Genomic DNA, 24,613 nt, shown 5'->3' with positions numbered 1-24,613 from the left:
AAATCCCACTCAAAAACAAACGAGTTGTCTCTTAAGGGCGGGCAATTGTACCAGCATTGAGGGGGTAGCGATAGGTTATTTTTTAATTAATTTGGAGTGATGGGAAATTAAAGCTGAGCAATTCCGGCTATGTAGCTATTTTACAGGTGGTTACAAAACAAACAAGGCACCTGTAATGTGCCTTGTTTGTTTAGAGCGCAATAAATTAACCAAATAAACCTTTTAATTTATCTTTAATCTTATCTTTTGCTTTTTCTTTTGCCTTTTCTTTTGCCTCATCGACCTTTTGTTTAGCTTCATCTTTGAGCGCACTGCCAACGTCAAGCTTTATACCTACATCGTGGAAAGGGCCTTTTATGCGAAGTGGTATTTTAAAGCCTGTACTGTCATCAGTCGTTCCCTGTCCTTCAATCGATCCAACTATGCCTGTAACCAAACGGTAGTTAACCGTTGTTTGGGGTAAATCAACATCGCCTTCACCTGATATTCTAATAAGTGGGCTGATAAGTGATAGGTCGGTATTTTTGCCAACACCATTAGTAAAGTTGAAGCTTCCCGTTAGTGCAGAGAAATCTGTTTGCTCTGATTCTTCAAACCCAGTATCTAACCCTTCAGATGCTGCACCAAAGTTTCCTGAAATAAGCTCCTTACCTTTACGTACCATTTCAGCTATATTCGCGCCTTTTACAGCGCCATCAGCAAACTCAAACCCAAGTTTTCCGTTAAGCGCACCAATAAACGACTTTTGACTTTGGCCAGTTGTGCTTAGGTTCCAATTTAAAGAACCCTTACCCATTAGCTTGTCAAAACCTGCCGCATCCGCTAATAAAGGCTGTGCATCTATACCAGCTAAGTCAAAGTTAGTTGATATTTTATAAGGCACTTGTTGTGCGTTTACATTGATAACGCCTTTACCTGACCCTTCATAAGCAGAAAAGCTATCTAGGCTTAGTTTTGCAACGCTATCTTTTAAAACAACAGTAAATTGATTTGCGCCTAATTTAATATCATTGGCTTTTAATCCACTTGAACGAATCACTACATTTGCATCTAGTGAATTTAATGCACTTAAATCAATCTTAGTGTCATCCCATACTATTGGCTCTGCAGGTTTATCTTCTTGCTCTACTGGCTCTTCTTGTTTTGCCACTGCTTCAGGTAGGTACGGGTTTAAGTCAAGCATACCTAAATCAATATCTGCATTTACTGCTAAACGCTTACCTAGGTTAAGCTCGCTCTTACCTTTTATTTCTAATGCGTCTAACGTCGCAACTAAATCTTCTAAATTAAATTTCTCACCTAGTAGGTGCATTTTACCGTTTACACTAAATCCGTTAAATGCATTGTCTTTAGCGTCTAGCTCTACACCTTGCCATTTCGCAATACTTTTAACAGACTCACCGCTTAGTGCTAACTGACCTTTAATATCTTGGCCTTGCTTAGCTATGCTCCCTTCGAACGTTAAATCAACTAAACGAGAATCTAAGGTTTGTTTAACATTAAAAGTAGCACCTTCAATTGCTTTAGCTGGAGTATCTAATTTTATATCAAGCTCAAAACGCTCCTGCATATAAGTAATACCCCCTTTTACTTCTAATGTTTTACGAAGTGATGGAAGTAAAATAGCGAGTTCTAAATCACTAATTTGTTGCTTAGTACCTGTTTGACCATCTAGATAAGTAAATGTACCGCCATAAATAGCAACCTCACCTAGCTCAATATCAAAGTTATCTGGAAGCTTTATTGCTTCACCTGATTGGCTTTGCTCTTTAGGTTGCTCTGCAACTGCATCAAACAACTGCCAATTAGCTTTACCATTTTTGTCGGTTTCTAATAGGATATTTGGTTCGTTTATAACAAACTTATCTAATTTAAACTCACCACCAAATAATGAAAACCAAGGTATATGTACAGCAAGCTGTTTCAAACTCGCCATGTCGGCGCGCGAACCTGATCCCATATTTGCAAAATGCACGTCGTTAAGTTCTAACTTTAATGCAGGGAATACGCTAAGTGTTTTATCACCTTTAATAGTAAGAGTGCGCCCAGTTGTTTGTTCTACCTGCTGCGACACTTTATTAAAAATAGTATCAGTAGGAATTAAAAACGGTGCGGCAACAATTAGTGCTATACATAATAAAAGTATTACACCTACAATTTTAAGTAAGGTTTTCATGATCGTCCTTTCAAACGTGCAAATAATGCTCTTATCATAGCGAGTGTTAGCTTTAAAATCATTGCTGAAGTTGTAAAAATGCTATTTAGTTTAACTTATTTGGCATGATATGAATCCGTGCTGAAAATTTCAGTATAAAAAACATATAGTAGAGTACTAATGAAATGGTTAATGCTATAAAAAAGCATTAACTAAATAATTCAATTTAATGTTCTTGAAATTAAACATTGTAAATTTAATGACAATATCTCACAAAAACCTCAAATCAAAATAACTAATATTTACCTATAATTTAATCTTGATACATTGAAAAGTATACATATTTATCCCCTGTCACTATTAAGCATTGAGGACAGCGCTGTTGTTATTGATGTAATTGCGCTAAAATAGACCAGCAAAAAAATATATATCTAATCCGGAGATTCTACAAGGCATGAAAAAACTGCTAATTTCACCGTCAAAAATGACGCTAGGCGAACAAGAAAATCAAATCTATCAGAACATTCTGAAACAATCTTCAGAGTTAAGCCTTAACCTTATGGCCGTGAAAGTAGAAAACCACCCTGATGATTTTTTACCTTGGTGTTACGAACTATTAAATGCAAGTAGAGATCGTATGAACTACGATTTACTAGAGCCGCAACAATTACCTATACTTAAGAAGCTACACGATCAGCTTATTTCAGCTATCAGCTTTTTACAGGTTAAAACTTTACGTATTGCTCCGTGGCCTGTTGTAAGTGTATTTGTAGAACAACACAAAGACGTTATTGCTCTTGATGAACAGCTTCGCTTAGTAGACTACATTAAAAGCATTCGTGAACAATCTCTTAAAGATATGATTCCTGAAGATTTACTTGCGTTTAGCGGTAAGCATATGGCGTCACTTGATCCAAGCACATACAACTTTGATGTTGAATGGTTTGCCTCAACTAAGAGTGCAAAAAGCTTTCATCAAATGCTTAGCGATTTACCAGGTGATTTTGATGCAGCTCTAGCAAACATCCCACTTGAAGGTGATATCACTCAATATGAATACCAGCAATTTGTTGCTGCTTACTCAAAAGTGTTTACCGACAACAATGAAAAACCAACGCTAGCCCCTGCAACTCGCTTGCTAGCAATGCGTCGCCCTGATTTATTTACTCCGATTACAAATAATCGATTAGATGCATTATGTGGCGCTCTTGGAGTTCCAAAACTTAAAAATAGTGATTTTGAGCGTTACTGGCAAGATATCGTTAAAGGTATTCAAGCTATGTCGTGGTATAAAATGGCTAATGCAAGTAACGAACTAGAGGAACAGTTAGTTGCTATTAAAGCACTGATCCCATGTTTCTTTTATTATGCAGACACTAAAACACCTGACAGTTCAAACTACATCAAGTTACTTAGCAAGCCTAAGCGTAGTACAACAACGACAGGTAAAACTCAACGTAGAGGCAAAGAGTCTGCAGAAATTCTAGTAGACCGTGCTCTTGCTGCTGACGATATTCCTGAGCATATTCGCAGCAAACGTGACTCGATCATTAATGAAGTACAAAAAGGTCGAGGCGTTAACGAAACAATTAGTCTAATGCGTACTATTTTCGGCTAAATAAATCTAACCTAGCTGTACTTTAATGGTGCGGTTAGGTTAATTTATGCACCAGCAGCGTGCGAACACTTATTAAAATTACCTCAATAAAAAAACACTACTCCTTTGTAAGTCATTATTTTTAAACTATAAAAATACATTTTAAAGTAAATAAAACCAAGCTGGCACACACAGTGCACCACCTCCCCAGTTAAACAATAAAAATGCATCCAATTAAAAGGTTAAAGCAATACATAATAAAACCTTGGCATGCAAAAATCATATAACGGGAAATGGACATGCTCAAACTAAAAAAACAATTGCGATTAGCACCATCGCATTAATGGCTGCAACATCGGTAGTCTCAACATCGGTTCAAGCTGAAGTAACAGCAAATGCGGCAGCAACATCAAATTACTTATGGCGCGGCCAAGAGCAAACGGGTGGTGATGCGGCAATATCCGGTGGTATTGACTACGCTAATGAGTCTGGTTTTTATGCCGGTACTTGGGCTTCAAATGCATCTTGGGCTGACGAAATGACCTACGAGCTTGACTTATACGCAGGCTTCGGTGGCGACATTAACGAAAGTGTTAGTTACGATGTTGGTTATATTTATTACGCTTACCCAGACGCAGCTTCTGAAGCTGACGCAGATTTCTCTGAAATTTACGGTAGTATTAGTGTTGAAGGCTTCACGTTTGGCGCTTCTGTACTTGCAACATCAGCTGCAAGTGGTGACGGTACAGACTTTGGCGACTCACTTTACCTAACTGCTGATTATGGCTTTGCTGTCGGTAGTAACGGTACTGAAATGGCACTACATTTAGGTCATTACTCTGGTGATTTTATTGGTGACGACAATATCTTAGATTACGGTATATCTATTTCAAAAGACGGTTTTACTTTTGGTTTGTCTGATACAGATATAGATGATTCAGATATTAAAGCCTACGTAGCTTACTCTGTAGACTTTAACTTATAAAAAAGAATGTGTTACTTGCTGCAACACGAAGGGCCTTTTGGCCCTTTTCTCGTTTATAATATTACTTGAATGGTACCTTAGTACAACTCACTTCAACTGTTTTAGGGTACCAAGCCGGAGCAATTTGATTAACAGCCACCTCTGCCAAACCATTAGTAAACGATTTATACGTATGGACACTTTGCCATTCACCTTGTGGGCAATGAGTACTTAAATCTAACGGCTTAGATCCTTCATATAATGCAAGAGCAAAATTATGATGCCATTGTGAACTCTCTTGAGTTTTATTGCTCACGTTGTCTTGTACACCATTATCAAAGTAAATGTTCGTACATCCCGTTAATATAATCAGCATACAACTTGTTATAAGTAACTTAATACTCATAATGCCTCTCCTACTATTTCATCTTGGCACCATACTTTAATAGTGTGAGGTGCATATATACCAAATGTAATTAAACTAAGTGCTCCATCACTAAACGTTTGTTGTGACTGCATTTGAGTTACTGATTTATCTACACATACTTTTTTCACATCAACGCGCTCTTCTCCAACCAATCCCCATAAAAAGAACGGTCGACTATCTTCATAACTCGCTTTGCTTGTTATTTTGGCTGCTTGCTGTGGCTGAATTGTCACCGCAGAGCAAGCGGTTAGACTTAGTATTAAAACGCTTATCATTAGCTGCTTCATTCTTATCCCTTGTTGTTTACTCTTAATGACAGCAGTGTACAAAAAAACTAAAGTTAAGTTAGTAAGAAGGTGTGGGGAAAATGTAGCGGTTTATACAAAAATTTATACAATTTTCTACAAAGTTTAGGATGAGGGCTACTTACTAAATGAGTTTAGATATAGTAAAAATAACTTTACTGTTAGCTATCAATAACCTCTTTCAATAGCTATAAAAATGCCAGTCAGTAAAACAACTGGCATTTTTTATACTGCATTTAAAAGCTACAGTGCTTTAATATTATCGCCACTTTTCTTGTCAATTAACTTAATAAAAGGATCCACACCTGCAAATTTAGGTAATTCAGTTACCTTTAGTATAATGGTATTTACACCCGTTTTTATCTCGTGCTTTTGCATATAGATCACAGCACTTTCACTATGTACCTCATTCGGATCTGCGCTAAATAAAGCAACATCTATCATTTGCGCTAGCGGTACATCTTCTTCATTACCTTCGCCATCGGCATGCTTTTTCGCTGCAGCAATAGTCAATGTAATGATATGTTCCCCATCAGCAGATTCAGCCTCTTGCACATCAACATCACTGATTTTTAAATCATATAACGTAATGGCATTAAATTGATCTTCAATGAATGCTTGTTCTTGCTCACTCGCTCCTCGCTTTAGATAGGCAATAAAGTCTAACGTGGTTGGGTAAAACTCTTGCGCATATTGGTAATCTCGCAAAAACGCTCGCAAAGCGGCATTTACGCGCTGCTCACCTAACAAATCATGTATGGCCATCATTACCACGGCACCTTTGTTATAGTGGATATACTGCTGCCCTGCGGCGCGTGCAAGTGTACGTTCCTCATAAAGCTCTGTCGTGCGTCCTAATAAGTAACGATCAAGTTCATACTTTAAGAATTTACGAAGGTTGTTTTCACCATACTTTTCTTTCATCACCATGATAGCTGCATATTGCGATAGCATTTCAGATAAAATATTAGAGCCTTCGACATTCGCGCCAATCACTTGGTGCGCCCACCACTGGTGCGCCAATTCATGCGATGTTACATAGTAAGGAAAATTAATATTATCTGGGTCACGTGTATCTGTAATAAACCCCATATTTTCAGAGTACGGTACTGTATTAGCAAAACTCTGCGCAAAACTACGATAGCGAGGAAACTCAATAATACGCATTTGCTTATGCTGATAAGGACCAAACTCTTTAGAGAAGTAATCTAAAGAATCTTTAGTCGACTGAATCATTGCATCTACATTCCAAGCATGATCTTTGTGATGGTAAACCTCAATATGTACGCCATTATGCTGCTCTTTTTTCACCTCAAGCTCCATTGAAAGTAAAGTGTAAAAGTGCAACATAGGTGCATCCATTTCGTATACAAATGTGGTTCGGCCATTTTTAGTACTTTGTGATTGCAAGTAACCTGGAACCATCGCAATTTGCGACTCATCAGTGGAAATTGTGGCAGCAAAACTTACATAGTTATCTGCAAACAAAGGTTGATTATGATACTGCGTTTCTTCAATTTTATTACCGCGTTTTAACTCTGGTAAACCCCTTTGACGACGCTCACTTTTATCTTGTATTTGCTTACCAAAGGAATAACCAAAACTCGGGAACAGTGCCGTGTTGTCAATAAAAGTACCGTTATACACAAGTCGCTCATCGCTTCCTCTATCTTCAAACCCTTCGGTATAACGCTCTACACTCATTGTAATTTCGCGGCTCTCGTTTGGTTGCATGGGTTTAGTAAAATCTAACCAAGCATGACGATACTGCTCGTTTAACTCCCCAAGTTGCGCGCCATTCACCTCAACACTCCATTTATGAGTATGATCAGGCTTATTTACTAATATTCGTGTAATCGGTTGTTGCGATTTATTCTCTATCTGCATTACCACGGTAGCTGTAATACGACGTTCTTTAGGGTAGATATCAGCAGTAACAACAACATCTGTTGGAATAGGTAAAGCCGCATCTACAAACTGACCAAACTCACGCTCATACTGCTCTTGTAAGTCTTCATACTGTTCACTGGTTATAAATTGATTGAGAACCGTTGTGTTGTAGTAAATAAAACTTCCTACACCACCAAAAATAAGGGTACCACATACAATAACCGCTTTACCTGAATTGCCTAGCTGATAGCCTAACAACTGAACGCGTGCTTTTAAATTTTGCCCAGCCCCACGAGGCCAAAGCGCATAGCTAAGTGCAGCAATAATCATACTAAAACCTAACCAGTATAAATTATACCAATGCACCGCAGTTAAAAAGTGGCCATAACCATTAATATCTGAATAAGGCGCCTCTGGTGTCCGACCTATTACAAACATATTATGCTCAAAACCATAGTTACTCATCACCAAAGTAGCGATAAAGTACAGCACATATAATCCCATACCTACGTATTTATTTGGGCTAATTACTTGTAGTAAAAAGGCAAAACCACCTTGAAAGATAAGCCCGAGTACAAATAAATAACCGAGTCTAATTACATATTGTGCAATATCAAAGTTCGCCATGCCCATCATCATTTGATAAAACAATGTCACCACGGAGCCAAATGCGCATAACAATAATAAAACAGCACTCAGCGCTACATATTTAGAGCCCCAGAACACCCAATTCGCAACAGGGTACGCATCGATAATGTCGGCCATTCGTGATTCACGATCATGCCATACAAGTTCACCACAATAGTAAACAAGTACTATCATCATCAATATGCCAAAGCTACCTTGAATAAGCTCAACCATTCTAAATGTGACTGGCCAAACATCAGTTCCGTATGGACCCATTGAGCCTACCAACGCTGGAATTAATGTCGCTAAAGATAAAATAAGTAAAATACCAAACGAATAGCTTTTTATAACTTGTTTGACTTCAAAAAAAGTACGCGTTAAAAATTGCGACCACGCATTATTTCCCGTCGCTTTTGCCGTTATATTAAACTTAAGTGCAGCTGCAAAATTAGTATTATTATTTTTACTCGCCTTGCCTTTCACTTTTTGCTTTTGAGCCAAATGATGAGATGTATTGAGTGCTGCAATTGCCAATGCTAGTAAGGCAACACCGACCCAAATTAACCTATTATGTAATAACTGATCAGTTAACGTAATTTCCATTACATTACGCTCTGCTATTGTCCAGTATTCCATCTGCATTCTCATTGCCGACATACCAAACATATCTAGGTAAGCTGAGATTTCACGATATTGGATATCAGAGAAAATATTAGATCCAACCAAATAGCTAATAAGTAGGGCAACAGCAACTAGATAGAGCGTTACCATGCTACGAAAGCGCATTGCCACAGCATTAATGAGCGATGAGACAACAAACAAAGAAGGAGCTGCAATATAAAAGAAAGGCACTAAATAATAACTTAGTTGGTTTTCACCTATCATTTCACTGTCTAACCAACCCATTAAGCTACCAAAACCACTGCCAACCCACACACCCAACATAGTGCTTGAAAACACTAATAGCGTGACTAAATAAGCCCCAATGAATCGACCAGCTCTATACTGAGCGATGTTTAGTGGCTTACTCAGTACCAATTCGTTGAGCTTACTCACGTCATCACGAATAGCTGAGCTTCCAACAAAGTTGACCACTAAAAAAATAGCAAACACCGACATAATCGCAATAACTTGCAAAATTGCGTAAGGAGAATTTATATTTACATTGCTGCTTCCCCCTATTTGCACCGAGTCAGAAACCGATGCCATAAAAGTAAGAAAAAACAAAATAAGTGACGTGATATAGAAAGAAGGCTGACGCATAAAATAGCGCAGCTCAAATTGCATCATTTTAAACAACATAATCAGTATCCTTATGCTGCTTTATTGCGGTGTTGGTGCAATGTTGAAAAATAGACGTCTTCTAAATCAGCAGGCTTAGACTCAAACCCTTCTGGCGCATCGTCAGCAAACACACTGAGTAATGTTTGTCCTGCAAACAAACGCTTCGCTATTACCGGTAATGATTGTTCGAGTTCCAAAGCCTCGGCTTGACTCATTGCTTTGTGCCAAATTTTTCCCTGTAACGTATTCGTAAGCTCAATTGGGTTACCTTCAAGTAAAATTTGACCATTAGCTAATACGGCCATATTTGGGCAAAGCTCAGACACATCTTCAACTATATGCGTTGATAAAATCACCACTTTACTTTCACCTAAACCCACTAACAAATTATGAAAACGATTTCGCTCTTCAGGATCTAGACCTGCCGTTGGCTCATCTACAATGAGTAAATCAGGGTCACCTAATAAAGCTTGTGCAATACCAAAACGTTGGCGCATACCGCCCGAGAAACCACTTACCGCATTTTTTCGATGATCATATAAATTGGTTTGCGCTAACAACCCTTCAACGGCCTCTTTACGTTCAGCCTTATTACTTAAACCTTTTAAAATAGCCATATGATCAAGTAAATCATAAGCACTAACACGCTGATAAACACCAAAGTCTTGCGGTAAATAACCTAAACGCTCACGCAAGCTTTTAGGGTGTGTTAACACATCAATACCATCAAATACAACGCTGCCACTATCGGCTGATTGCAGTGTAGCGATCGTTCGCATTAATGAAGATTTACCCGCACCATTAGGACCCAGTAAACCAAACATCCCTTTAGGGATATTTAAATCAACACCTTGTAGTGCATGTACGCCGTTATCGTAGGTTTTTGATAACCCTGTTATTGATAGCATTTTTACTTCCTTGAATATAAGTAATTATTTTTATAATGTTTTATACCACAAAAAAATAGGAACATAAGTTACTTGCTGGTTAAATTTGTAACAACAAATAAACATAGTTTAAACTCATAATACTTGCTTGCACTGTATTCACTCGGTATAAAAACCACATATACTTTTTATAAGAAGCGAAAAGCCATGCAAGATCACCAAAGCCAGCCATTAAACGACTTTATAGAATACCCACACGACGAAATGCTAAATCGCGCTAACGAGTTTTTAACCACTAGCCAACGCCGCCATAGCATTCGCAGCTTTAGCGATCGCCCAGTACCAAAAAATATTATTGAGACATGTATAAAAGCAGCGGGCACAGCACCAAGTGGAGCGAATCATCAGCCTTGGCATTTTGTGGCTATAAACAGCAGTGATGTAAAAAAACAAATAAGAGAAGCCGCCGAAAAACTAGAGCGATCTTTTTACGAAGGCAGAGCAGGTGAAGAGTGGTTAGATGCGCTAAAACCGTTAGGCACCGACGCCAATAAGCCTTATTTAGAGCATGCACCTTGGCTTATAGCTGTATTTAGTCAAAAAAAGGGGGCGTAAGCACCGATGATAAAAATACTAATTACTACGTACACGAATCGGTTGGTCTAGCTACCGGCTTTTTAATTCAGGCTTTGCATCGCAGTGGTTTGGCAACCCTTACTCATACTCCAAAGCCAATGAGTTTTTTAACCGACATATGTGGCCGCGATAGGGATAACGAACGCCCATACATGCTACTTATTGCAGGTTACCCAAGTGATGATGCAACAATACCTGCTCATGCACTGGATAAAAAATCTATTGATGAAATAGCTACTTTTATTTAGTGTTTTCTGCTCGGCAAAACCACTCATATAGCAAAGCAATGATCGACTCAACTTTTGGGTCGGTCAATGAGTAATAAATAGTGTGTCCATCTCGGCGGGTCATAACCATATCCGCCTTGCGTAAACTGGCTAAATGTTGAGATAGTGCAGATTGAGCCAAGGGCACATTTTTATTTAATTCACCAACACTTTGCTCACCTTGTAGCAAACTGCATAAAATCATTAAACGATTTTTATTAGCCATTAATTTTAAAAACTGTTCGGCTTGTTCTGCATTCACAGCGAGTTGTTCAATATTCATTTAATCACATCATTTATAAATATGCTTTTAAGTATAGACTTTTACATTAGATAACTCTAATATAAATTAACATTAGGTATTACTAATATAAAATTGAGATTATAATGAAAATAAGCGATGCGATACTTTTAATCGGCGGTAGTGCAGTAACAATATCAGTACTTTTAAGCTATTTTGTACATAGTAATTTCCAGTTTCTAACATTATTCATAGGTATTAACTTAGTGCAGTCAGCTTTCACAAAGTGGTGCCCATTAATGTCTTTTTTACGCAAAAGAGGATTCACAGACTAATGCTTACTTCAATTCCTGACTTACTAAAAGTTATCACACCTAACCAGCGGCGTATTGACGCAGCGCAAGCAAAAATAGAGCTCGAACAAAATAAAGGCCTACTTATTGATGTGCGAGAACCCGCAGAGCACGCTACAAAAGCCGCTATAGGAGCAATAAACATTCCGCGTGGGTTACTCGAAATGAAATTAATGGAAATAGAAAAAGATGCTGCACGGCCAATATACTTACACTGTGCAAGTGGTGCTCGCGCAACATTGGGAGCAGAAGCGTTAACGCGTGTTGGTTATGAAAACGTTAGCGTTATTACCTGTGATGCAAATCAAATTTGTAGCGTATTTTAAGCATCAACTAAGTACTTATAATTATGCGCCTAACAAAGGTAGGCGTTTAACTTTGTGATAAGTCAGTGCTAATTTAATACACTCTTTAACTGGGTGTTCTGGTAATGGCTTTTCACTATTTAATACAATTGCCCGGTTACCTTCAAAAGTGAGACTGTGGGAATACAACTCTCTAAATGTGCTGACTAGCTTTGATTGGCAATGAAAAAACAAATAACACGATGAGCCCTTAAAGCCTATGCGAATGGGGCTGCCATTTATTACGTTATAACTTGGCTCTCCCCACTTTAAAGACTCTTCAACAGCTCCTAAGTTTTGCTCTTGTGCTACGGTATAAATTAACTCTCGTAATTTTATAAGCTTACTTTTTGCTATCTCAGGATAATTATTAAATATATTTTTTATATCCGTATTCATAAAAATATCCTTGTAAGCGCTCTACCTATACTTAAAGATAAATTACTTTTGTTGTTTTTCATCCAGTAAAACAAGTAGCATTTGTTCTATATTTTTTACACTATAAGTCAGCGCTCTTAGTAGCTCTTTCTCACTTTGCTCTGTCGACTGCTGCGACGTTTTACCTTGATTAGCCAATACATCTTTTTGTTCAAGTATCGCCTCTCTAAACTCACTCGCATTAACTACACCGAGCAAAGATACTAAAGCGCCGTGTCCTGATTGCCCTGCCGTTTCAAAACTTAAACGATATAACCCAAAGAGCCGCATTAACGGGCCTTGGCTCAACCCAACATCAGTTATTTTTTCAAGCGGTATCGACTTTTCCTCTTTAAATAATACCCCACGTTTAACTACTAGCTTTTGTGGTAATAGTTCAGCAGACATCGCAGCTAATATTCGCCCAGCCGCCAACCACACTATAAATAAAATCAAAGGGATGAGTGGAATAGTAACCAATGCTAAAAAACTAATGAGTGATGCAGTAACCATCCAGTATTGTTTTACTTTAAAATCGAATGATGCACTTTTTAAAATAATTTCAGCCATAATCATATTATTTCTAATCACCATAAAAATTTAAAGTACTCCATTACAAAATTGAATGCAATTTCATCAAATATAAAGTTATTCTAAAAATATGTTACTTATATTTCGTAATACATATAAAAAATTGCAATCCAAAAAACCACTAAACACTTTACTTCAGCTACTTACATATATTTAAAATTTCACACACTAACTTACAACTCAAAATACTTATAACCGTTACACTCACTGCGTCAAACCAATAACGAATCTTATAACTACATTAATAGCGAAGGTAATCATGAATACTTATGTGAAAAAGAGTTTGCAACTGTTACTTAGCACATTAGCCTTATCAAGCCTAATGGCTCAAGCGCAAGATAAATCTCCGTGGTCGGTTGGTGCTGGGCTTATTTCAACTGAATCTCCCTATGCGGGCACAGATAATAGAACATTGCTCTTACCTATGATCAACTATGAAGGTGAAAAATTAACCTTTAGAGGCTTTGTACTCGATTACAAATTAGTTGAAAATAAGGGGTTTAATTGGTCAGTAATACTAGAACCCGGTCAATTTTTTGATTCGTCTGATTCTGATCTCGCCGAGATTAAAGCACTCGACGATCGCAAAATATCTCTCTATGCAGGTTCTAAAGTAAGTTATACCACAGGGTATGGTAGTTTAAGTGCCAGTGCGTCACACGATATATTGGGCCATGGCGATGGCGCAAAATTAAAAGCTCGCTATAGCTACCCATTCAAACTTTCTAAACAAATTATGTTAATACCTTCATTTGGAGTTGAGCTAAGCAGTAGCAAAGTATCAAATTATTATTACGGTGTTACAAAGGGCGAATCAAACACTTTTGATGCATACGAATTAGGCTCTACAGTGAATTATAATGCCGGTATGCTACTCAGCTACCAGCTTAATAAAAAATGGAATGTGAGTGCTATGATTAACTACACACAACTAGACTCTGATATTGAAGACTCGCCAATTATAGATACGTCGAGTATCTCAACTGCCATGATGTCGGTTAGCTATCAGTTCTAATTTAAAACATAGAAGCCGAGCATATATAATGCTCGGCCTCTAAATGCTATTGTTGATTAATTATTACCTTTATATTATTTCTATCAGGGCCAATAACGCTAAATGTATAATTACCCTGCTCAGCAACGCTCAAAGCTATATTAGTACCCACCGCTTCCAGTAAAGTCAGTTCACCTATATTTACAATTGGGGATTCACCTACACCACCGTAATCAACGGTACTCCAATCCTCAGAAGCCACTTTAAACTCATAATCACCCGCTTCTAAAGCTAATGACGTTGTATAAGTAGCATTACCCTGATAAATAAGTGGGTTATCCGTATTCCATTCATTTAAATTGCCTCGAATAAATACTTGCGTATCAGCAAACATTTCCGCATTTAAAATGATTAATGTAACGGCGCTTAAATCGCTCGCATCCAATACAAATTGATATTCGCCATCATTAGCAATATCTATAGTCATATTTGCGCCACCAAGTGCTAATAGTTTAGCTTTGCCTAAAGTTGCACTAATATCGCTATCAGCAGAGCCATAATCAACCGAACTCCAGTCTTCAGAGGCAACTTTAAATTCGTAACTCCCTGCAGCGAGAGTATTAGTAAAAGTATAAATACCCTTTCCTTTGTAAATCAGTTCGTCTGTGACTCCCCAATTATTTAATGTACCTCGCACAAAAATGGCATTACCAACAAATGGCTCCTCGTTATAAATTTTAAGTGTTGGGCTCTCCTTATCGCTAGCATCAAATACAAACACATAAGTGGCATCAATAGCGGCAGTAAAAGTCATGTTAGACCCACTAGCTGTTAGGGGCTCACTTTGACTTTCAATTACTTCTTTATCAGCATCTGATAGCGCACCAAAATCGACAGTAGACCAATCTTCTGAGGCTATTTTAAATTCATAGTCACCCGCACTAAGCGTAACAGCTAAGCGGTACTCTCCATTACCAACATATTCAAGTACATCACGAGTACCCCAATCATTTAACGAGCCGCGCACATAAACGGCAGTACTCGCAAAAGGTACTACATCGGGGGCGCCCACCGTTGCATTAGCACTTAACCCTACACCTTGGCCATCGTCTTGCGGCTTAACAAATACCGCCATTGTGTATGCTGGTACGTTAAAGCTACCTTCACCATCTCCTTGAGTAAAAGAAGCTGCAGCCATCATTGGATCAACACTATCTTTAAGTATACTGTGTAACTCAAAGCCATTCGCCGTTGGTATGCTATGAGTAAGCAACTGCTCGGTGCTATTAATAACCACAACGAGCGCATCGTTGTTTGCATCAATGTCGGTTAATCCTTCGCCATCATCAATACTCATAACAATTAAGCCATGTTGCTGGTTTTTGCCCACATTATGAAAACCAACACGTTCTATTACATCTTGCTCTGTGGTTAATCTAAATAATGGGCTAGCACTGCGAATAGCTAAAAACTCTTGAAAAACACCACCAGCATAAGCAATATTTTGCGGTTGTGCAGCAGCTTGAGGGTTACCCGAAATAGGCATTATTTCAGACCATTTCTCTTGGTTTTTCTCAGCATTAGGTAAGCCAATATTCCAATTATTATTTTGCTTAGTTAAATCAACTGCATTAAACCAATCTCCGGCATTGTAACTATCACGATCCATTGACTTTGAACGCAGTAAATCAGCGCCCAGTTGCATAAATGGTATGCCTTGGCTTACAAGCGGCATAGCGAGCGCCATATTGTGAGCACGTACACGCTCTTCAATATTCATACTAGCAGCATGTTTATATTGTAATTGATCCCATAGCGTTTCGTTGTCATGTTTAGAGACGTAGTTAATGCTATCGGCAGGGTCAAGTGCATATGCTGTTGGCTGAGTATTCCACGTAAAGCTATTGCCCTTGGCTGAATTACCTTTAAAGTCTTTTAGAATATAATTTTGTAAATTCCCAGCAAGCGATAAACGCAATGTATCTTGCTCAGCTAAATTGCCATCGGTTGGGTTATTGCTAAACAATGCTCCACCTCGAATAGCCTCGCGGATACGGTCGTTAAAGGTACCCACCTCTGAACCCGCCATATCGGCTTGTTTTGCTTGCGTAAATAAACGGTTATTAGCTACTTCACCAAAGTCCCAACCTTCGCCATAAAAATAGTTATCTGCATCGATTGCTTGAACCGCTTCACGCGCTGCTAAAATAGATGATTTAGGCATATGCCCCATCACATCAAAGCGAAAACTATCATAACCAAAGTCACGGGCTAAAATCACTAATGAATCAGTGACAAACTTATCCATCATGACATGCTCAGTGGCGGTGTTTTCACAACATGTTGATTGCTCAATGCCACCACTCACTTCGTTGTACCTGTGATAATAGCCGGGTACTAATTTATCAAATACCGACTTATCCCAAATACCTGATGCTGTTGTATGGTTATAAACAACATCCAGCACGACTCTTAATCCAATTTCGTGTAGCGACTGCACCATAGCGCGCGTTTCAACTACGCGAGCAATACCCTCAGCCGTTGAGGCATAAGACCCTTCAGGGGCAATAAAATGATGCGGATCGTAACCCCAGTTAAAACCATCTAGGTCACGCATAGTACTGGCAAGTGCTTGGGCATCGTCAGAGCCTGGTAAATAACTTTGCAGCAACTGGACAATAGTGCTGTTCTTGTCTTCTGTTTTACAAGCGTCTGCTTCATCATTTATACGTTCACATAACTTACCTAACGTATCGGTTATTTCAACTCGCTCTGCGGCATTTTCTTCAATAGTGCCAATGTCTGTCACTGGTAGTAAATGAAAGTGAGTTAAACCCTTATCAGCCAACTGCTTAAGATGCTGCATTGGCACGCTTTCGCGCTCTGTAAATGCAAGGTATTTACCGCGATTTGGTGCACTAACACTGGTATCGCGCACACTAAAGTCACGTACATGCCCTTCATAAATAATCGCATCTTCTGGATTGGTAACGGTCGGTATACTGCGTTCATCCCAGCCCTGTGGTTTGGTGTCATCGTCATTTAGGTTGATTAGCTGCGAATACAAACCATTGCTTGATACATTGAGTGAATAGGGGTCTGTACTCCATAAACTTTCAATCGCTTTAGTGATTGGGTGATATACATCAAACGTAAAACGGTAGTAATGGCGATCGTATTTAGTATCTAAGCTGATAGACCAAATGCCAGTATTACTATCAAATAGCATTGCACTGCTATGCACTTGTGCTTTATCGGCATCAAACACATTAAGTATCATATTATTGGCCGTAGGTGCCCATACTGATACATCAATTGCATTGTTATTGTAATTAACGCCTAGTAGCGCCTCGTTAGCATCATTTTCATTTTGCGTATAAAGCGCATCTAGTGCTTTTGCTGTTTGAACGTAACTTGCTTCAAGAAGTTTGCCATCAAGATCAAAACCCGCCACTAGCAGTTGTTGTTTAATTAATTGCTTAGCGGCCTCTGCATCCCAGTTACCTTGATAAGCGGTCCAATCACTCAAGTGCGGTACTTTTAGTGCTTGCTCATCGGTTAAGTTGGTTTGTATCAACTCAATGCTTTGACCATTTAATCCAGTCTCTTCATCAACCTTTAAATCTGCGCTTGCAGAGCTATATAATTTAATGATTTGACTCAGTTCATTACTCGGTTTATACAATACTGTATTTAAATCTATCCAATGTGCAGAAGCCCCTGCAATAGCAACCGGACGCTCACCTAAATTTAAAATAGGAAACTCAAAAACAGACGGCTCACCATGTAAAGTAAAGTTCATACGCTGAAATTTTTCGTCGTCTTGCATTAATGGCATTGTTAAATCAACATCACCAAATGCCTTACCATCACCTTCTGTGCCTATATGAATAATAAAATTAGCGCACTCGTTGTAATCGGCTTTGAGCTTTATAATCCAATAAGCACCATAATTCGGATCTATCCCATCATGCACATGGCCGTTTTCCCAATCGCTCGTATCAAAAGGCGGTGCAAAAGCATCGCACACATCGTTATTCCACGAATGCAATCGGTAACCTTCATAGTTAGCGTCTGTTACGCGGTTATAAAATAAAATTGCCTCATTATCGCCAGGAAATACAACAGGATCAGGTAACGTTGGATCAGCGCCAACAATACAGCTTTCATTTTTTTCGTCGGGAACCGTTGGCGCTGCGCATTCAATCGGCTCAGGATCGACACACTGTGTGCCAGTTTCGTTTGGTACTTGAGGTACATTACAAGTGAGTAACACTTGCCCCGATTTCACATCATCACCACTGCCACATCCTACTAATAGCATTAAGTTTAAGGCGACTAAGAAGTAACTATATTTTTTAATTTTTTTCATTTTTAAACGCTCCAACTTGCTAAATTAATGACTATAAGTAAAACCAAGATAAAGCTGACGACCAAAGTACTGAGTCGTACCGGTGCGTTGCTTTGTGCCAAAGTAGCTTTGGGTCGGTTCATCTGTCAGGTTATTAACTTGCAAAAGCATTGTTAGGGAATCAGTAAGTTTGTATGACGTTTGAAAATCTATCACCGTTTCAGAGTCAAAATTAACAACTTGTTCGTTGATAGCAACTTGCTCAGATACAAACTCATCACGATAACGTGTATTTAAACGTGTTTCGAAGTTGTTATTTGAATAAAACAAAGTCGCGTTAACTACATTATTTGAAAGCCCAGGTAAAGATTGCGATACGGTATCGCCTCCTAAACTGGTAATAGACGAGATTTCGCTCTCGGTGTAAGAGTAACTACCGTTGATCCCTAACCCATTAAATGGCTCGGGTAAAAACGTAAATACATGGGTATAAGCTAACTCTAACCCTCTAATATAACCGCCCTTGCCATTGTTAACGGCGGTGGTGTAAATCCCATTGGTTGTGGCAACTTGTTCACCACTTATTGGGTCTTCAATAAAATCAGGTACGTTAAAACCATTGCCTTTAAAGTCGAAGTTTTCGATTGATAAGGTTTCAACAAACGAGTCTATGTTTTTATAAAATAGGGCTGCGGCTACAGACCCGTTACTCTCTTCAAAATAATATTCGTAAGATAAGTCATATTGGTCAGCATAAAATGGCTTTAAAAATGGGTTGTTATTGCTCGAACCATTAATGACCCCATCATCACTTACGTTAGCACTGGCATCACCGGCAAGGCGGTTTATTGGTGCTCGCGACATCACTTTAGCGGCAGCAAACCGCAATTGAGAATTGTCATTCAATTGCAGGTTTAAATTAAGTGATGGTAAATAATCGGTGTACTTTGTCCCTAGTACATTGGGTGCATAAAGGTCGTTAATAATCCCGTTTTCGTCGACAATATTTTGTGCTCCCAAGCGGGCATCACCATTTACGTTTTCAAGTACGGTTGCCGACTGGTCTGTCTCAATTCGACGTACACCCACGTTACCTAACAACGCTAAACCAGCAACTTCAGTATTTATATTCACCATCACGTAAGCGGCCAATACATCTTCAAACACTGAACCACTTTGCAATAATGTCCAGGAGTAATTACTAGTATATCCTTGGGCGTCATCAACACCGTCTGCATTACCCCATGTTTGCACTGGTTGTGGTGTCCCATCTGGAAACCATGCGTTTAGCGCTTTGTCTAAATCAATGGCTAAATAAGAGGGAAAATAACTAAACTCACCTTGCCAATCAACAATTGAGGTCATCTCGTCTGTTAAACGCATCGGAGGCTGTGTTGATGAAAATGCGCCATCATTTCCGTATTCAAATACCGAACGCTTACGGCTATATTCTCTATCAGAATAGCGTGCACCAAACTCAACAGAGCTAAATATATCGTTTTCTAATTCGTATTTAAAGTCGAGCCTAAATGCGGTTACTTCATCTTCGGTTTGATCCGGGTAAATACCGTATTTACTAACCATAACGCGGTTTATATCGCTAAATGCAGCGGCTTGATTAAAGCCAACATCGGGTAAACTTAGGCCATTTAATTGATAGTTAATCGCAACGTTCGTATCAAACACAGGGGCTTCTGCGTTGGCATCTTCAGCTACTAAGCTCCATAACAAACCATTTCTAAAGTTACTTTTAGCGCGTGATAATGACACGTCTGCATTAACGCTTAAACGATCATTCACTTGCCAATCAGCGTTAACACCAAAGCTATCTACTTCGTCAAAGTCTTGGTTATCATCATTTACTATTTCAACGCGAGTATAGCTTTGTGAAGTTCGATTTACAGCAGCGCCAATAACTGTATTTCCATCAAGCTGAGGATTTGCATATGCTGCAGAAGGGCCACCTAACTTCACCCTAAAACCACGAGCATATGACTTTTTATCAAATCGAGATAAAAACGCATCCCCTTTAAGTCTAAAGTTATCAACAGGTGCCCACTCTATTGCGGCTAAATAACCATTTCGAGTTTCTTCTCCACCTGAGTGCTGTAGTTCAAAGCCTTCACTTATGTATTCGTTTGCTGGATTTTGCGTTGGCCCATTAGTGTCGTTAGCGAGCCCATCAACATCTTTAGTATCATTGTAAGCAAGGCCAATAAACTGAGTTGCGACGCTTGGCTGAAATAATCGCGCATAACCAAGTGCTACGCCAAGTGTGTCATCGAGGTATTTACCTTGATATGAAAAACTAATCCGGTCGCCAAACTCCGTTGCATCAAATACCTCTGACGCACGGTCGTTATACATGCCTCGCACATTGGCTACAAATTTATGCTGTTGTGAATTATTTAATGGGCTCGCTGTTTCAAGTTCAACAGTGCCCGCTACACCGCCTTCAATTAAGGATGCTTTGGGTGATTTATATACCGCAGCAGAACTAATAAGTTCAGAAGGGTATTGGTCAAACTCAATACTACGACTACCACTGGTCGATACTTGCTCGCGACCATTTAATGTCGAAAAAACAAAGCCGCCCGAAAGCCCACGGATGTTAATTTGTGCAGCTTGGCCGCCGGTTCTTACCGCCGATATACCAGGTAAACGCGTCAGTGCATCAGCCATTGATATATCAGGTAAAGCACCTAAGTCATCCGCTGATATTTGCTCCGATACCGTATCGCTAAAGCGCTTTTGATTCAAAGACTGTATTAAGCTGCGGCTAAAGCCGCTCACTTCAATTACTTCTAAGTCTGCTTGAACTTTTTCAGGTTTACTTTCGTCCTTAGTTTGGCTTTCATTCGCTATTGCGCTATTTGCAGCAAATAATGCCAGCATTAGCGCGCTTAATTTGAATTTTTTCATGTGTGCGTACCTTTTAGTTATTGTTATTCGTTATGTCAGTCAGTGCAGTTAAAACATAACCAACAAAGTGTAACTAAAAGGTAATCAAATTGTGATGAATACGTATGCATCATAGAGGGCTTTGGCTGTAGCTATTTTGTACAAATAATTCAGCAACAACCAATTATAAAACTACAAACCAATTACCACCCTTATGGCTAGGGCAATAAACACAACACCCAGTATTTTGTCTAACCACGGGTTTTGCTTAGTAAAACCAAAACGATTTTTAGACACCTCAGTTAGCACTGCAACTAATAAATACCAACCAGTATCAATTACAAACACGGTTAAGCACATAATAATACCAATGCTTAAAGTGAGGTTTTGCGGATCTATAAATTGTGAGAACAACGCTAAAAAGAAAATCGCGAGTTTAGGATTTAAAAAAGCAATCGCGAATCCATCTTGTAGCGCTTTACTCGCACTTACTTCACTCTTTTGTACTTGCAGCTCGTTATTACTTGGTTTTGCTAGCAGTATTTTTAAACCTAAATAGGCTAAATACGCAGCGCCTAAATACACCAATATTTGGTATAGTGTTGGAAATTGAGCCATTAATGCTCCTAAGCCAAGTAATGAGGCAGCAGCATAAAGCCCAACGCCAATACCATGACTGAGCGCAGCAAGCATACCGTTTTTCATGCCACCACTAAGCGTGTGCTTTAACACCACCGCAAGGCTTGGCCCTGGCGACATCGCGCCCATCATGCATACCAATGCTAAACTCAACCAAACAGATAAAGCCATTTATGTTCCTTATAACTTATGGTTTTCAATAGCTAATCCGCATACGTACTTACCTATGCTTTTTTATTTAACCTGAACTCTGGTTAAGAGATTTACTAACGTATTGAATCATAATGATATTTAAATTTATTTTCTCTAGCCAGAGATTTTCAGTGAAAACAAGGCGAATTTACGCGTCAATAGCGGGCCTATTGCAAGTAAATTCAACGCAGTTAGCGCTGAAAATAGCTGCTCAAGATAGATTTATTATCCAGAATTGAGGTTATTTACTATCGAAAGTGTATTCAAAGTCATAGTAATGAATACCTTGCTCTATACGAATTTTCATACTGCCGCTTAAGCCTTCAAGTTCGCCAGTGCCTGAATCGGGAATTACATTTAAAATTAGGCTGTCTTGGCCTTTATCCATAGTGCCAAAATGCTGTAATACAAAACTGCCTTTTTTGCCGTCAAGCTCACCTAACACTTGCTCTATGGCAACATAACCGGCACTGCCTTGCGTAGGCGTCATGGCGCTAAGCATTTCGCCTTGGCTGGTGGCATTTAAGCTACCTTTAAATGTTTTATCTATCGACATGCGTCCTAAGTTAATGCCTTGCTGCCCTTTGGCATAACCTTCAATGGGCGCTAAAGTGACTGTAAATTCACCGTTTATTATATTTGTAGTCATAACGAATCCTTATTGATGATATTTAATACTATTGATTTTTAATTCGATGATGCCATATCTATACCTTAACCTTCAAAAAGAATCCACTATGTCAAAAGAAACATCTATAGCCGAAAAAGCTGCGTTTAGCAGTTTATTACCTGTTTTTGCGTTTATTAAACCGTACAAATGGATGGTAGTAGCCGCCCTAGCTGCGTTATTAGTTACCGCAGGCGTTAACTTGTCATTAGGGCAAGGTGTTAAATTTGTTATTGATCATGGCTTTATTGCAGGATCAAAGGCCCAATTACAGCAGGCCGTATTAGTACTTATTGGTTTAATCAGCTTATTAGCAGTAGGCACTTTTAGCCGTTTTTATTTAATGTCGTGGATTGGCGAACGAGTAAGTAACGATATTCGAAAAGCCGTGTTTAATCGTATTGTAACGCTACACCCTAGCTACTTTGAAGAAAACCGCAGTGGCGAGCTTATGTCGCGTTTAACCACCGACACCACATTACTACAATCAATTATTGGCTCATCATTTTCAATGGCGTTGCGCAGTGTACTTATGCTGATTGGTGGGCTTGCTATGCTGTTATTTACTAATTTAAAGCTCACCTTAGTGGTTGTGGCCTGTGTGCCGCTAGTACTTGTCCCAATGATGATATTTGGTCGCAAGGTACGAAAACTAGCAAGTTCTAGCCAAGATGCTATTGCCGACATAAGTACCTATGCAGGCGAAATCATACAAAATATTAAAGTAGTGCAAAGCTATAGCCACGAAGAACAAGAGCAACATGCCTTTGCACTCGAGACCGAAAAAGCCTTTAACGTGGCTAAAAAACGTATCAAACAACGTTCGTTTTTAATAGCCGTAGTGATTTTTTAACCTTTAGTGCCATTAGCGCAATGCTTTGGGTGGGTGGTAACGATGTACTTGCGGGTACTATGACCGGCGGCGAGTTAGGTGCATTTGTGTTTTACGCTATTATGGTGGCAATGTCGGTGGCTACCGTTGCTGAAGTGTATGGCGAACTACAACGAGCAGCAGGCGCGGCTGCAAGATTACTTGAGTTACTTGCTGTTAAAAGTGAAATAGAAAACCCGTTAAACCCACAAGATAGTAATTTACTGCAAGAAAGTAGCAGCCCTGCAATTGCGCTTGAAAACATTAGCTTTAACTATCCTTCTCGCCCCGACGTAAGTGCGCTTAATAAAATAAGCCTAAATATCGAGCAAGGCCAAACTGTGGCTATTGTTGGCCCTTCCGGCGCTGGTAAAACTACATTATTTGAATTACTACAACGTTTTTACGATCCGGCCAGCGGAGCTATTAAGTTTAAAGATATAAATATTAAAGACCTATCACTTAATACTCTGCGTAATAAAATGGGCATGGTAGCGCAAAACCCTATTTTATTTAGCTCCGATGTTATGCATAACATCCGCTACGGCAACCCAAATGCAACCGATGAGCAAGTGTATGCCGCTGCAAAACATGCCCATGCCGATGAATTTATAAAGCAGTTGCCACAAGGCTATCACAGCTTTTTAGGCGAGCAAGGCGTTAGGTTATCTGGTGGGCAAAAGCAACGTATTGTGCTTGCCCGCGCTATATTAAAAGACCCAGAAATACTCCTTCTTGATGAAGCCACCAGCGCACTAGATGCACAAAGTGAGCACTACGTACAAGCGGCACTTGAACACCTAATGCAAAACAGAACAACGTTAATAATTGCCCATAGGCTGGCCACGGTAAAACATGCTGATGTGATTGTGGTAATGGAAAATGGGGAAATAATAGCAACGGGTTCTCACCAAGCGTTATTAGCCAGCAATCCGCTGTATCAAAAACTATGTGAATTACAGTTTAATAAAGATTGAGCTGGTACAAGTAATTAATTAAAGTAGCAGCGGCTTT

At 39.1% G+C, this 24,613-nt stretch carries 17 protein-coding genes and 2 pseudogenes; 7 read left to right on the top strand and 12 right to left on the bottom strand.

The window, feature by feature from the left end; genetic code table 11:
• Window positions 1-205 precede the first annotated feature (205 nt).
• Entirely contained in the window at window positions 206-2,176 is a 1,971-nt protein-coding gene (locus P4S65_RS05620) for an AsmA family protein (protein WP_096792294.1), read from the bottom strand.
• A 433-nt stretch (window positions 2,177-2,609) separates the two neighbouring features.
• Here P4S65_RS05620 and P4S65_RS05615 point away from each other — a divergent pair, with 433 nt between their 5' ends.
• Both P4S65_RS05615 and P4S65_RS05610 read left to right on the top strand, forming a co-directional pair.
• Window positions 2,610-3,773, top strand: coding sequence for a hypothetical protein (locus P4S65_RS05615; RefSeq protein WP_033023362.1), 1,164 nt, complete (start codon window positions 2,610-2,612; stop codon window positions 3,771-3,773).
• Window positions 3,774-4,095: 322 nt separating this feature from the next.
• Window positions 4,096-4,737 (top strand): TorF family putative porin, encoded by a 642-nt coding sequence (locus P4S65_RS05610; RefSeq protein WP_337120732.1) that lies wholly within the window; start codon window positions 4,096-4,098, stop codon window positions 4,735-4,737.
• A 61-nt stretch (window positions 4,738-4,798) separates the two neighbouring features.
• On the opposite strand, the gene P4S65_RS05605 is transcribed toward P4S65_RS05610, so the two are convergent.
• The 4 genes from P4S65_RS05605 to P4S65_RS05590 all read right to left on the bottom strand — a co-directional run bounded on the left by P4S65_RS05605 (window position 4,799) and on the right by P4S65_RS05590 (window position 10,157).
• Complete coding sequence (locus tag P4S65_RS05605; RefSeq protein ID WP_008138787.1) at window positions 4,799-5,122, bottom strand: Bor/Iss family lipoprotein; 324 nt, start codon at window positions 5,120-5,122, stop codon at window positions 4,799-4,801.
• Window positions 5,119-5,430, bottom strand: a complete 312-nt coding sequence (locus P4S65_RS05600; RefSeq protein WP_096792292.1) for a Bor family protein — start codon at window positions 5,428-5,430, stop codon at window positions 5,119-5,121. Before P4S65_RS05600 ends, P4S65_RS05605 begins: the two co-directional genes overlap by 4 nt.
• A 261-nt stretch (window positions 5,431-5,691) precedes the next feature.
• Complete coding sequence (locus tag P4S65_RS05595) at window positions 5,692-9,267, bottom strand: ABC transporter permease/M1 family aminopeptidase (RefSeq protein WP_337119731.1); 3,576 nt, start codon at window positions 9,265-9,267, stop codon at window positions 5,692-5,694.
• A gap of 11 nt (window positions 9,268-9,278) precedes the next feature.
• On the bottom strand, window positions 9,279-10,157 hold the full coding sequence (locus tag P4S65_RS05590) for an ABC transporter ATP-binding protein (protein WP_007376453.1): 879 nt from the start codon (window positions 10,155-10,157) through the stop codon (window positions 9,279-9,281).
• A 186-nt stretch (window positions 10,158-10,343) separates the two neighbouring features.
• On the opposite strand from P4S65_RS05590, the pseudogene P4S65_RS05585 reads away from it, so the two are divergent.
• Window positions 10,344-11,020, top strand: a pseudogene (locus tag P4S65_RS05585) (nitroreductase family protein).
• Here the strand turns inward: P4S65_RS05585 and P4S65_RS05580 are convergent.
• Complete coding sequence (locus P4S65_RS05580) at window positions 11,013-11,321, bottom strand: ArsR/SmtB family transcription factor (RefSeq protein ID WP_096792289.1); 309 nt, start codon at window positions 11,319-11,321, stop codon at window positions 11,013-11,015. The pseudogene P4S65_RS05585 and the gene P4S65_RS05580 overlap by 8 nt on opposite strands.
• A 104-nt stretch (window positions 11,322-11,425) precedes the next feature.
• On the opposite strand from P4S65_RS05580, the gene P4S65_RS05575 reads away from it, so the two are divergent.
• Window positions 11,426-11,614, top strand: coding sequence for a YgaP family membrane protein (locus P4S65_RS05575; RefSeq protein ID WP_033023357.1), 189 nt, complete (start codon window positions 11,426-11,428; stop codon window positions 11,612-11,614).
• Window positions 11,614-11,958, top strand: coding sequence for a rhodanese-like domain-containing protein (locus P4S65_RS05570; protein ID WP_007376450.1), 345 nt, complete (start codon window positions 11,614-11,616; stop codon window positions 11,956-11,958). The genes P4S65_RS05575 and P4S65_RS05570 overlap by 1 nt, the downstream gene beginning before the upstream one ends.
• 21 nt (window positions 11,959-11,979) lie before the next feature.
• Here P4S65_RS05570 and P4S65_RS05565 read toward each other — a convergent pair whose 3' ends face one another.
• Entirely contained in the window at window positions 11,980-12,375 is a 396-nt protein-coding gene (locus P4S65_RS05565) for a DUF1801 domain-containing protein (RefSeq protein WP_008138776.1), read from the bottom strand.
• Between the two features lie 42 nt (window positions 12,376-12,417).
• The gene (locus tag P4S65_RS05560; protein WP_033016345.1) at window positions 12,418-12,963 is read right to left on the bottom strand and encodes a PH domain-containing protein; all 546 of its coding nucleotides are present in this window, start codon (window positions 12,961-12,963) and stop codon (window positions 12,418-12,420) included.
• A 280-nt stretch (window positions 12,964-13,243) separates the two neighbouring features.
• Between P4S65_RS05560 and P4S65_RS05555 the strand changes: the two genes are divergently transcribed.
• A complete protein-coding gene (locus P4S65_RS05555) occupies window positions 13,244-13,999 on the top strand; it encodes a MipA/OmpV family protein (RefSeq protein ID WP_096792288.1) in 756 nt (251 codons plus the stop codon).
• Between the two features lie 46 nt (window positions 14,000-14,045).
• Here the strand turns inward: P4S65_RS05555 and P4S65_RS05550 are convergent, their stop codons facing one another.
• From P4S65_RS05550 to P4S65_RS05535, 4 genes are all read right to left on the bottom strand, one after another.
• A complete protein-coding gene (locus tag P4S65_RS05550; protein WP_337119730.1) occupies window positions 14,046-18,350 on the bottom strand; it encodes an alpha-1,6-glucosidase domain-containing protein in 4,305 nt (1,434 codons plus the stop codon).
• Window positions 18,351-18,374: 24 nt separating this feature from the next.
• The gene (locus tag P4S65_RS05545) at window positions 18,375-21,251 is read right to left on the bottom strand and encodes a TonB-dependent receptor (protein WP_337119729.1); all 2,877 of its coding nucleotides are present in this window, start codon (window positions 21,249-21,251) and stop codon (window positions 18,375-18,377) included.
• 171 nt (window positions 21,252-21,422) lie between these two features.
• A complete protein-coding gene (locus tag P4S65_RS05540) occupies window positions 21,423-22,040 on the bottom strand; it encodes a LysE family translocator (RefSeq protein WP_096792286.1) in 618 nt (205 codons plus the stop codon).
• A gap of 262 nt (window positions 22,041-22,302) precedes the next feature.
• Entirely contained in the window at window positions 22,303-22,710 is a 408-nt protein-coding gene (locus P4S65_RS05535) for a DUF3224 domain-containing protein (protein WP_033038281.1), read from the bottom strand.
• A gap of 88 nt (window positions 22,711-22,798) precedes the next feature.
• On the opposite strand from P4S65_RS05535, the pseudogene P4S65_RS05530 reads away from it, so the two are divergent.
• Window positions 22,799-24,576, top strand: a pseudogene (locus P4S65_RS05530) (ABC transporter transmembrane domain-containing protein).
• The last annotated feature ends 37 nt before the right edge of the window (window positions 24,577-24,613 follow it).

It is taken from the genome of Pseudoalteromonas sp. B131b (assembly GCF_037162545.1).
GTDB lineage: Bacteria > Pseudomonadota > Gammaproteobacteria > Enterobacterales > Alteromonadaceae > Pseudoalteromonas > Pseudoalteromonas fuliginea.
This window is presented reverse-complemented; position numbering and strand designations above follow the sequence as displayed.

Coding starts and splice junctions, on each gene's coding strand:
- P4S65_RS05620 (WP_096792294.1), bottom strand. CDS start 2,176: ATGAAAACCTTACTTAAAATTGTAGGTGTAATACTTTTATTATGTATA.
- P4S65_RS05615 (WP_033023362.1), top strand. CDS start 2,610: ATGAAAAAACTGCTAATTTCACCGTCAAAAATGACGCTAGGCGAACAA.
- P4S65_RS05610 (WP_337120732.1), top strand. CDS start 4,096: ATGGCTGCAACATCGGTAGTCTCAACATCGGTTCAAGCTGAAGTAACA.
- P4S65_RS05605 (WP_008138787.1), bottom strand. CDS start 5,122: ATGAGTATTAAGTTACTTATAACAAGTTGTATGCTGATTATATTAACG.
- P4S65_RS05600 (WP_096792292.1), bottom strand. CDS start 5,430: ATGAAGCAGCTAATGATAAGCGTTTTAATACTAAGTCTAACCGCTTGC.
- P4S65_RS05595 (WP_337119731.1), bottom strand. CDS start 9,267: ATGTTGTTTAAAATGATGCAATTTGAGCTGCGCTATTTTATGCGTCAG.
- P4S65_RS05590 (WP_007376453.1), bottom strand. CDS start 10,157: ATGCTATCAATAACAGGGTTATCAAAAACCTACGATAACGGCGTACAT.
- P4S65_RS05580 (WP_096792289.1), bottom strand. CDS start 11,321: ATGAATATTGAACAACTCGCTGTGAATGCAGAACAAGCCGAACAGTTT.
- P4S65_RS05575 (WP_033023357.1), top strand. CDS start 11,426: ATGAAAATAAGCGATGCGATACTTTTAATCGGCGGTAGTGCAGTAACA.
- P4S65_RS05570 (WP_007376450.1), top strand. CDS start 11,614: ATGCTTACTTCAATTCCTGACTTACTAAAAGTTATCACACCTAACCAG.
- P4S65_RS05565 (WP_008138776.1), bottom strand. CDS start 12,375: ATGAATACGGATATAAAAAATATATTTAATAATTATCCTGAGATAGCA.
- P4S65_RS05560 (WP_033016345.1), bottom strand. CDS start 12,963: ATGGCTGAAATTATTTTAAAAAGTGCATCATTCGATTTTAAAGTAAAA.
- P4S65_RS05555 (WP_096792288.1), top strand. CDS start 13,244: ATGAATACTTATGTGAAAAAGAGTTTGCAACTGTTACTTAGCACATTA.
- P4S65_RS05550 (WP_337119730.1), bottom strand. CDS start 18,350: ATGAAAAAAATTAAAAAATATAGTTACTTCTTAGTCGCCTTAAACTTA.
- P4S65_RS05545 (WP_337119729.1), bottom strand. CDS start 21,251: ATGAAAAAATTCAAATTAAGCGCGCTAATGCTGGCATTATTTGCTGCA.
- P4S65_RS05540 (WP_096792286.1), bottom strand. CDS start 22,040: ATGGCTTTATCTGTTTGGTTGAGTTTAGCATTGGTATGCATGATGGGC.
- P4S65_RS05535 (WP_033038281.1), bottom strand. CDS start 22,710: ATGACTACAAATATAATAAACGGTGAATTTACAGTCACTTTAGCGCCC.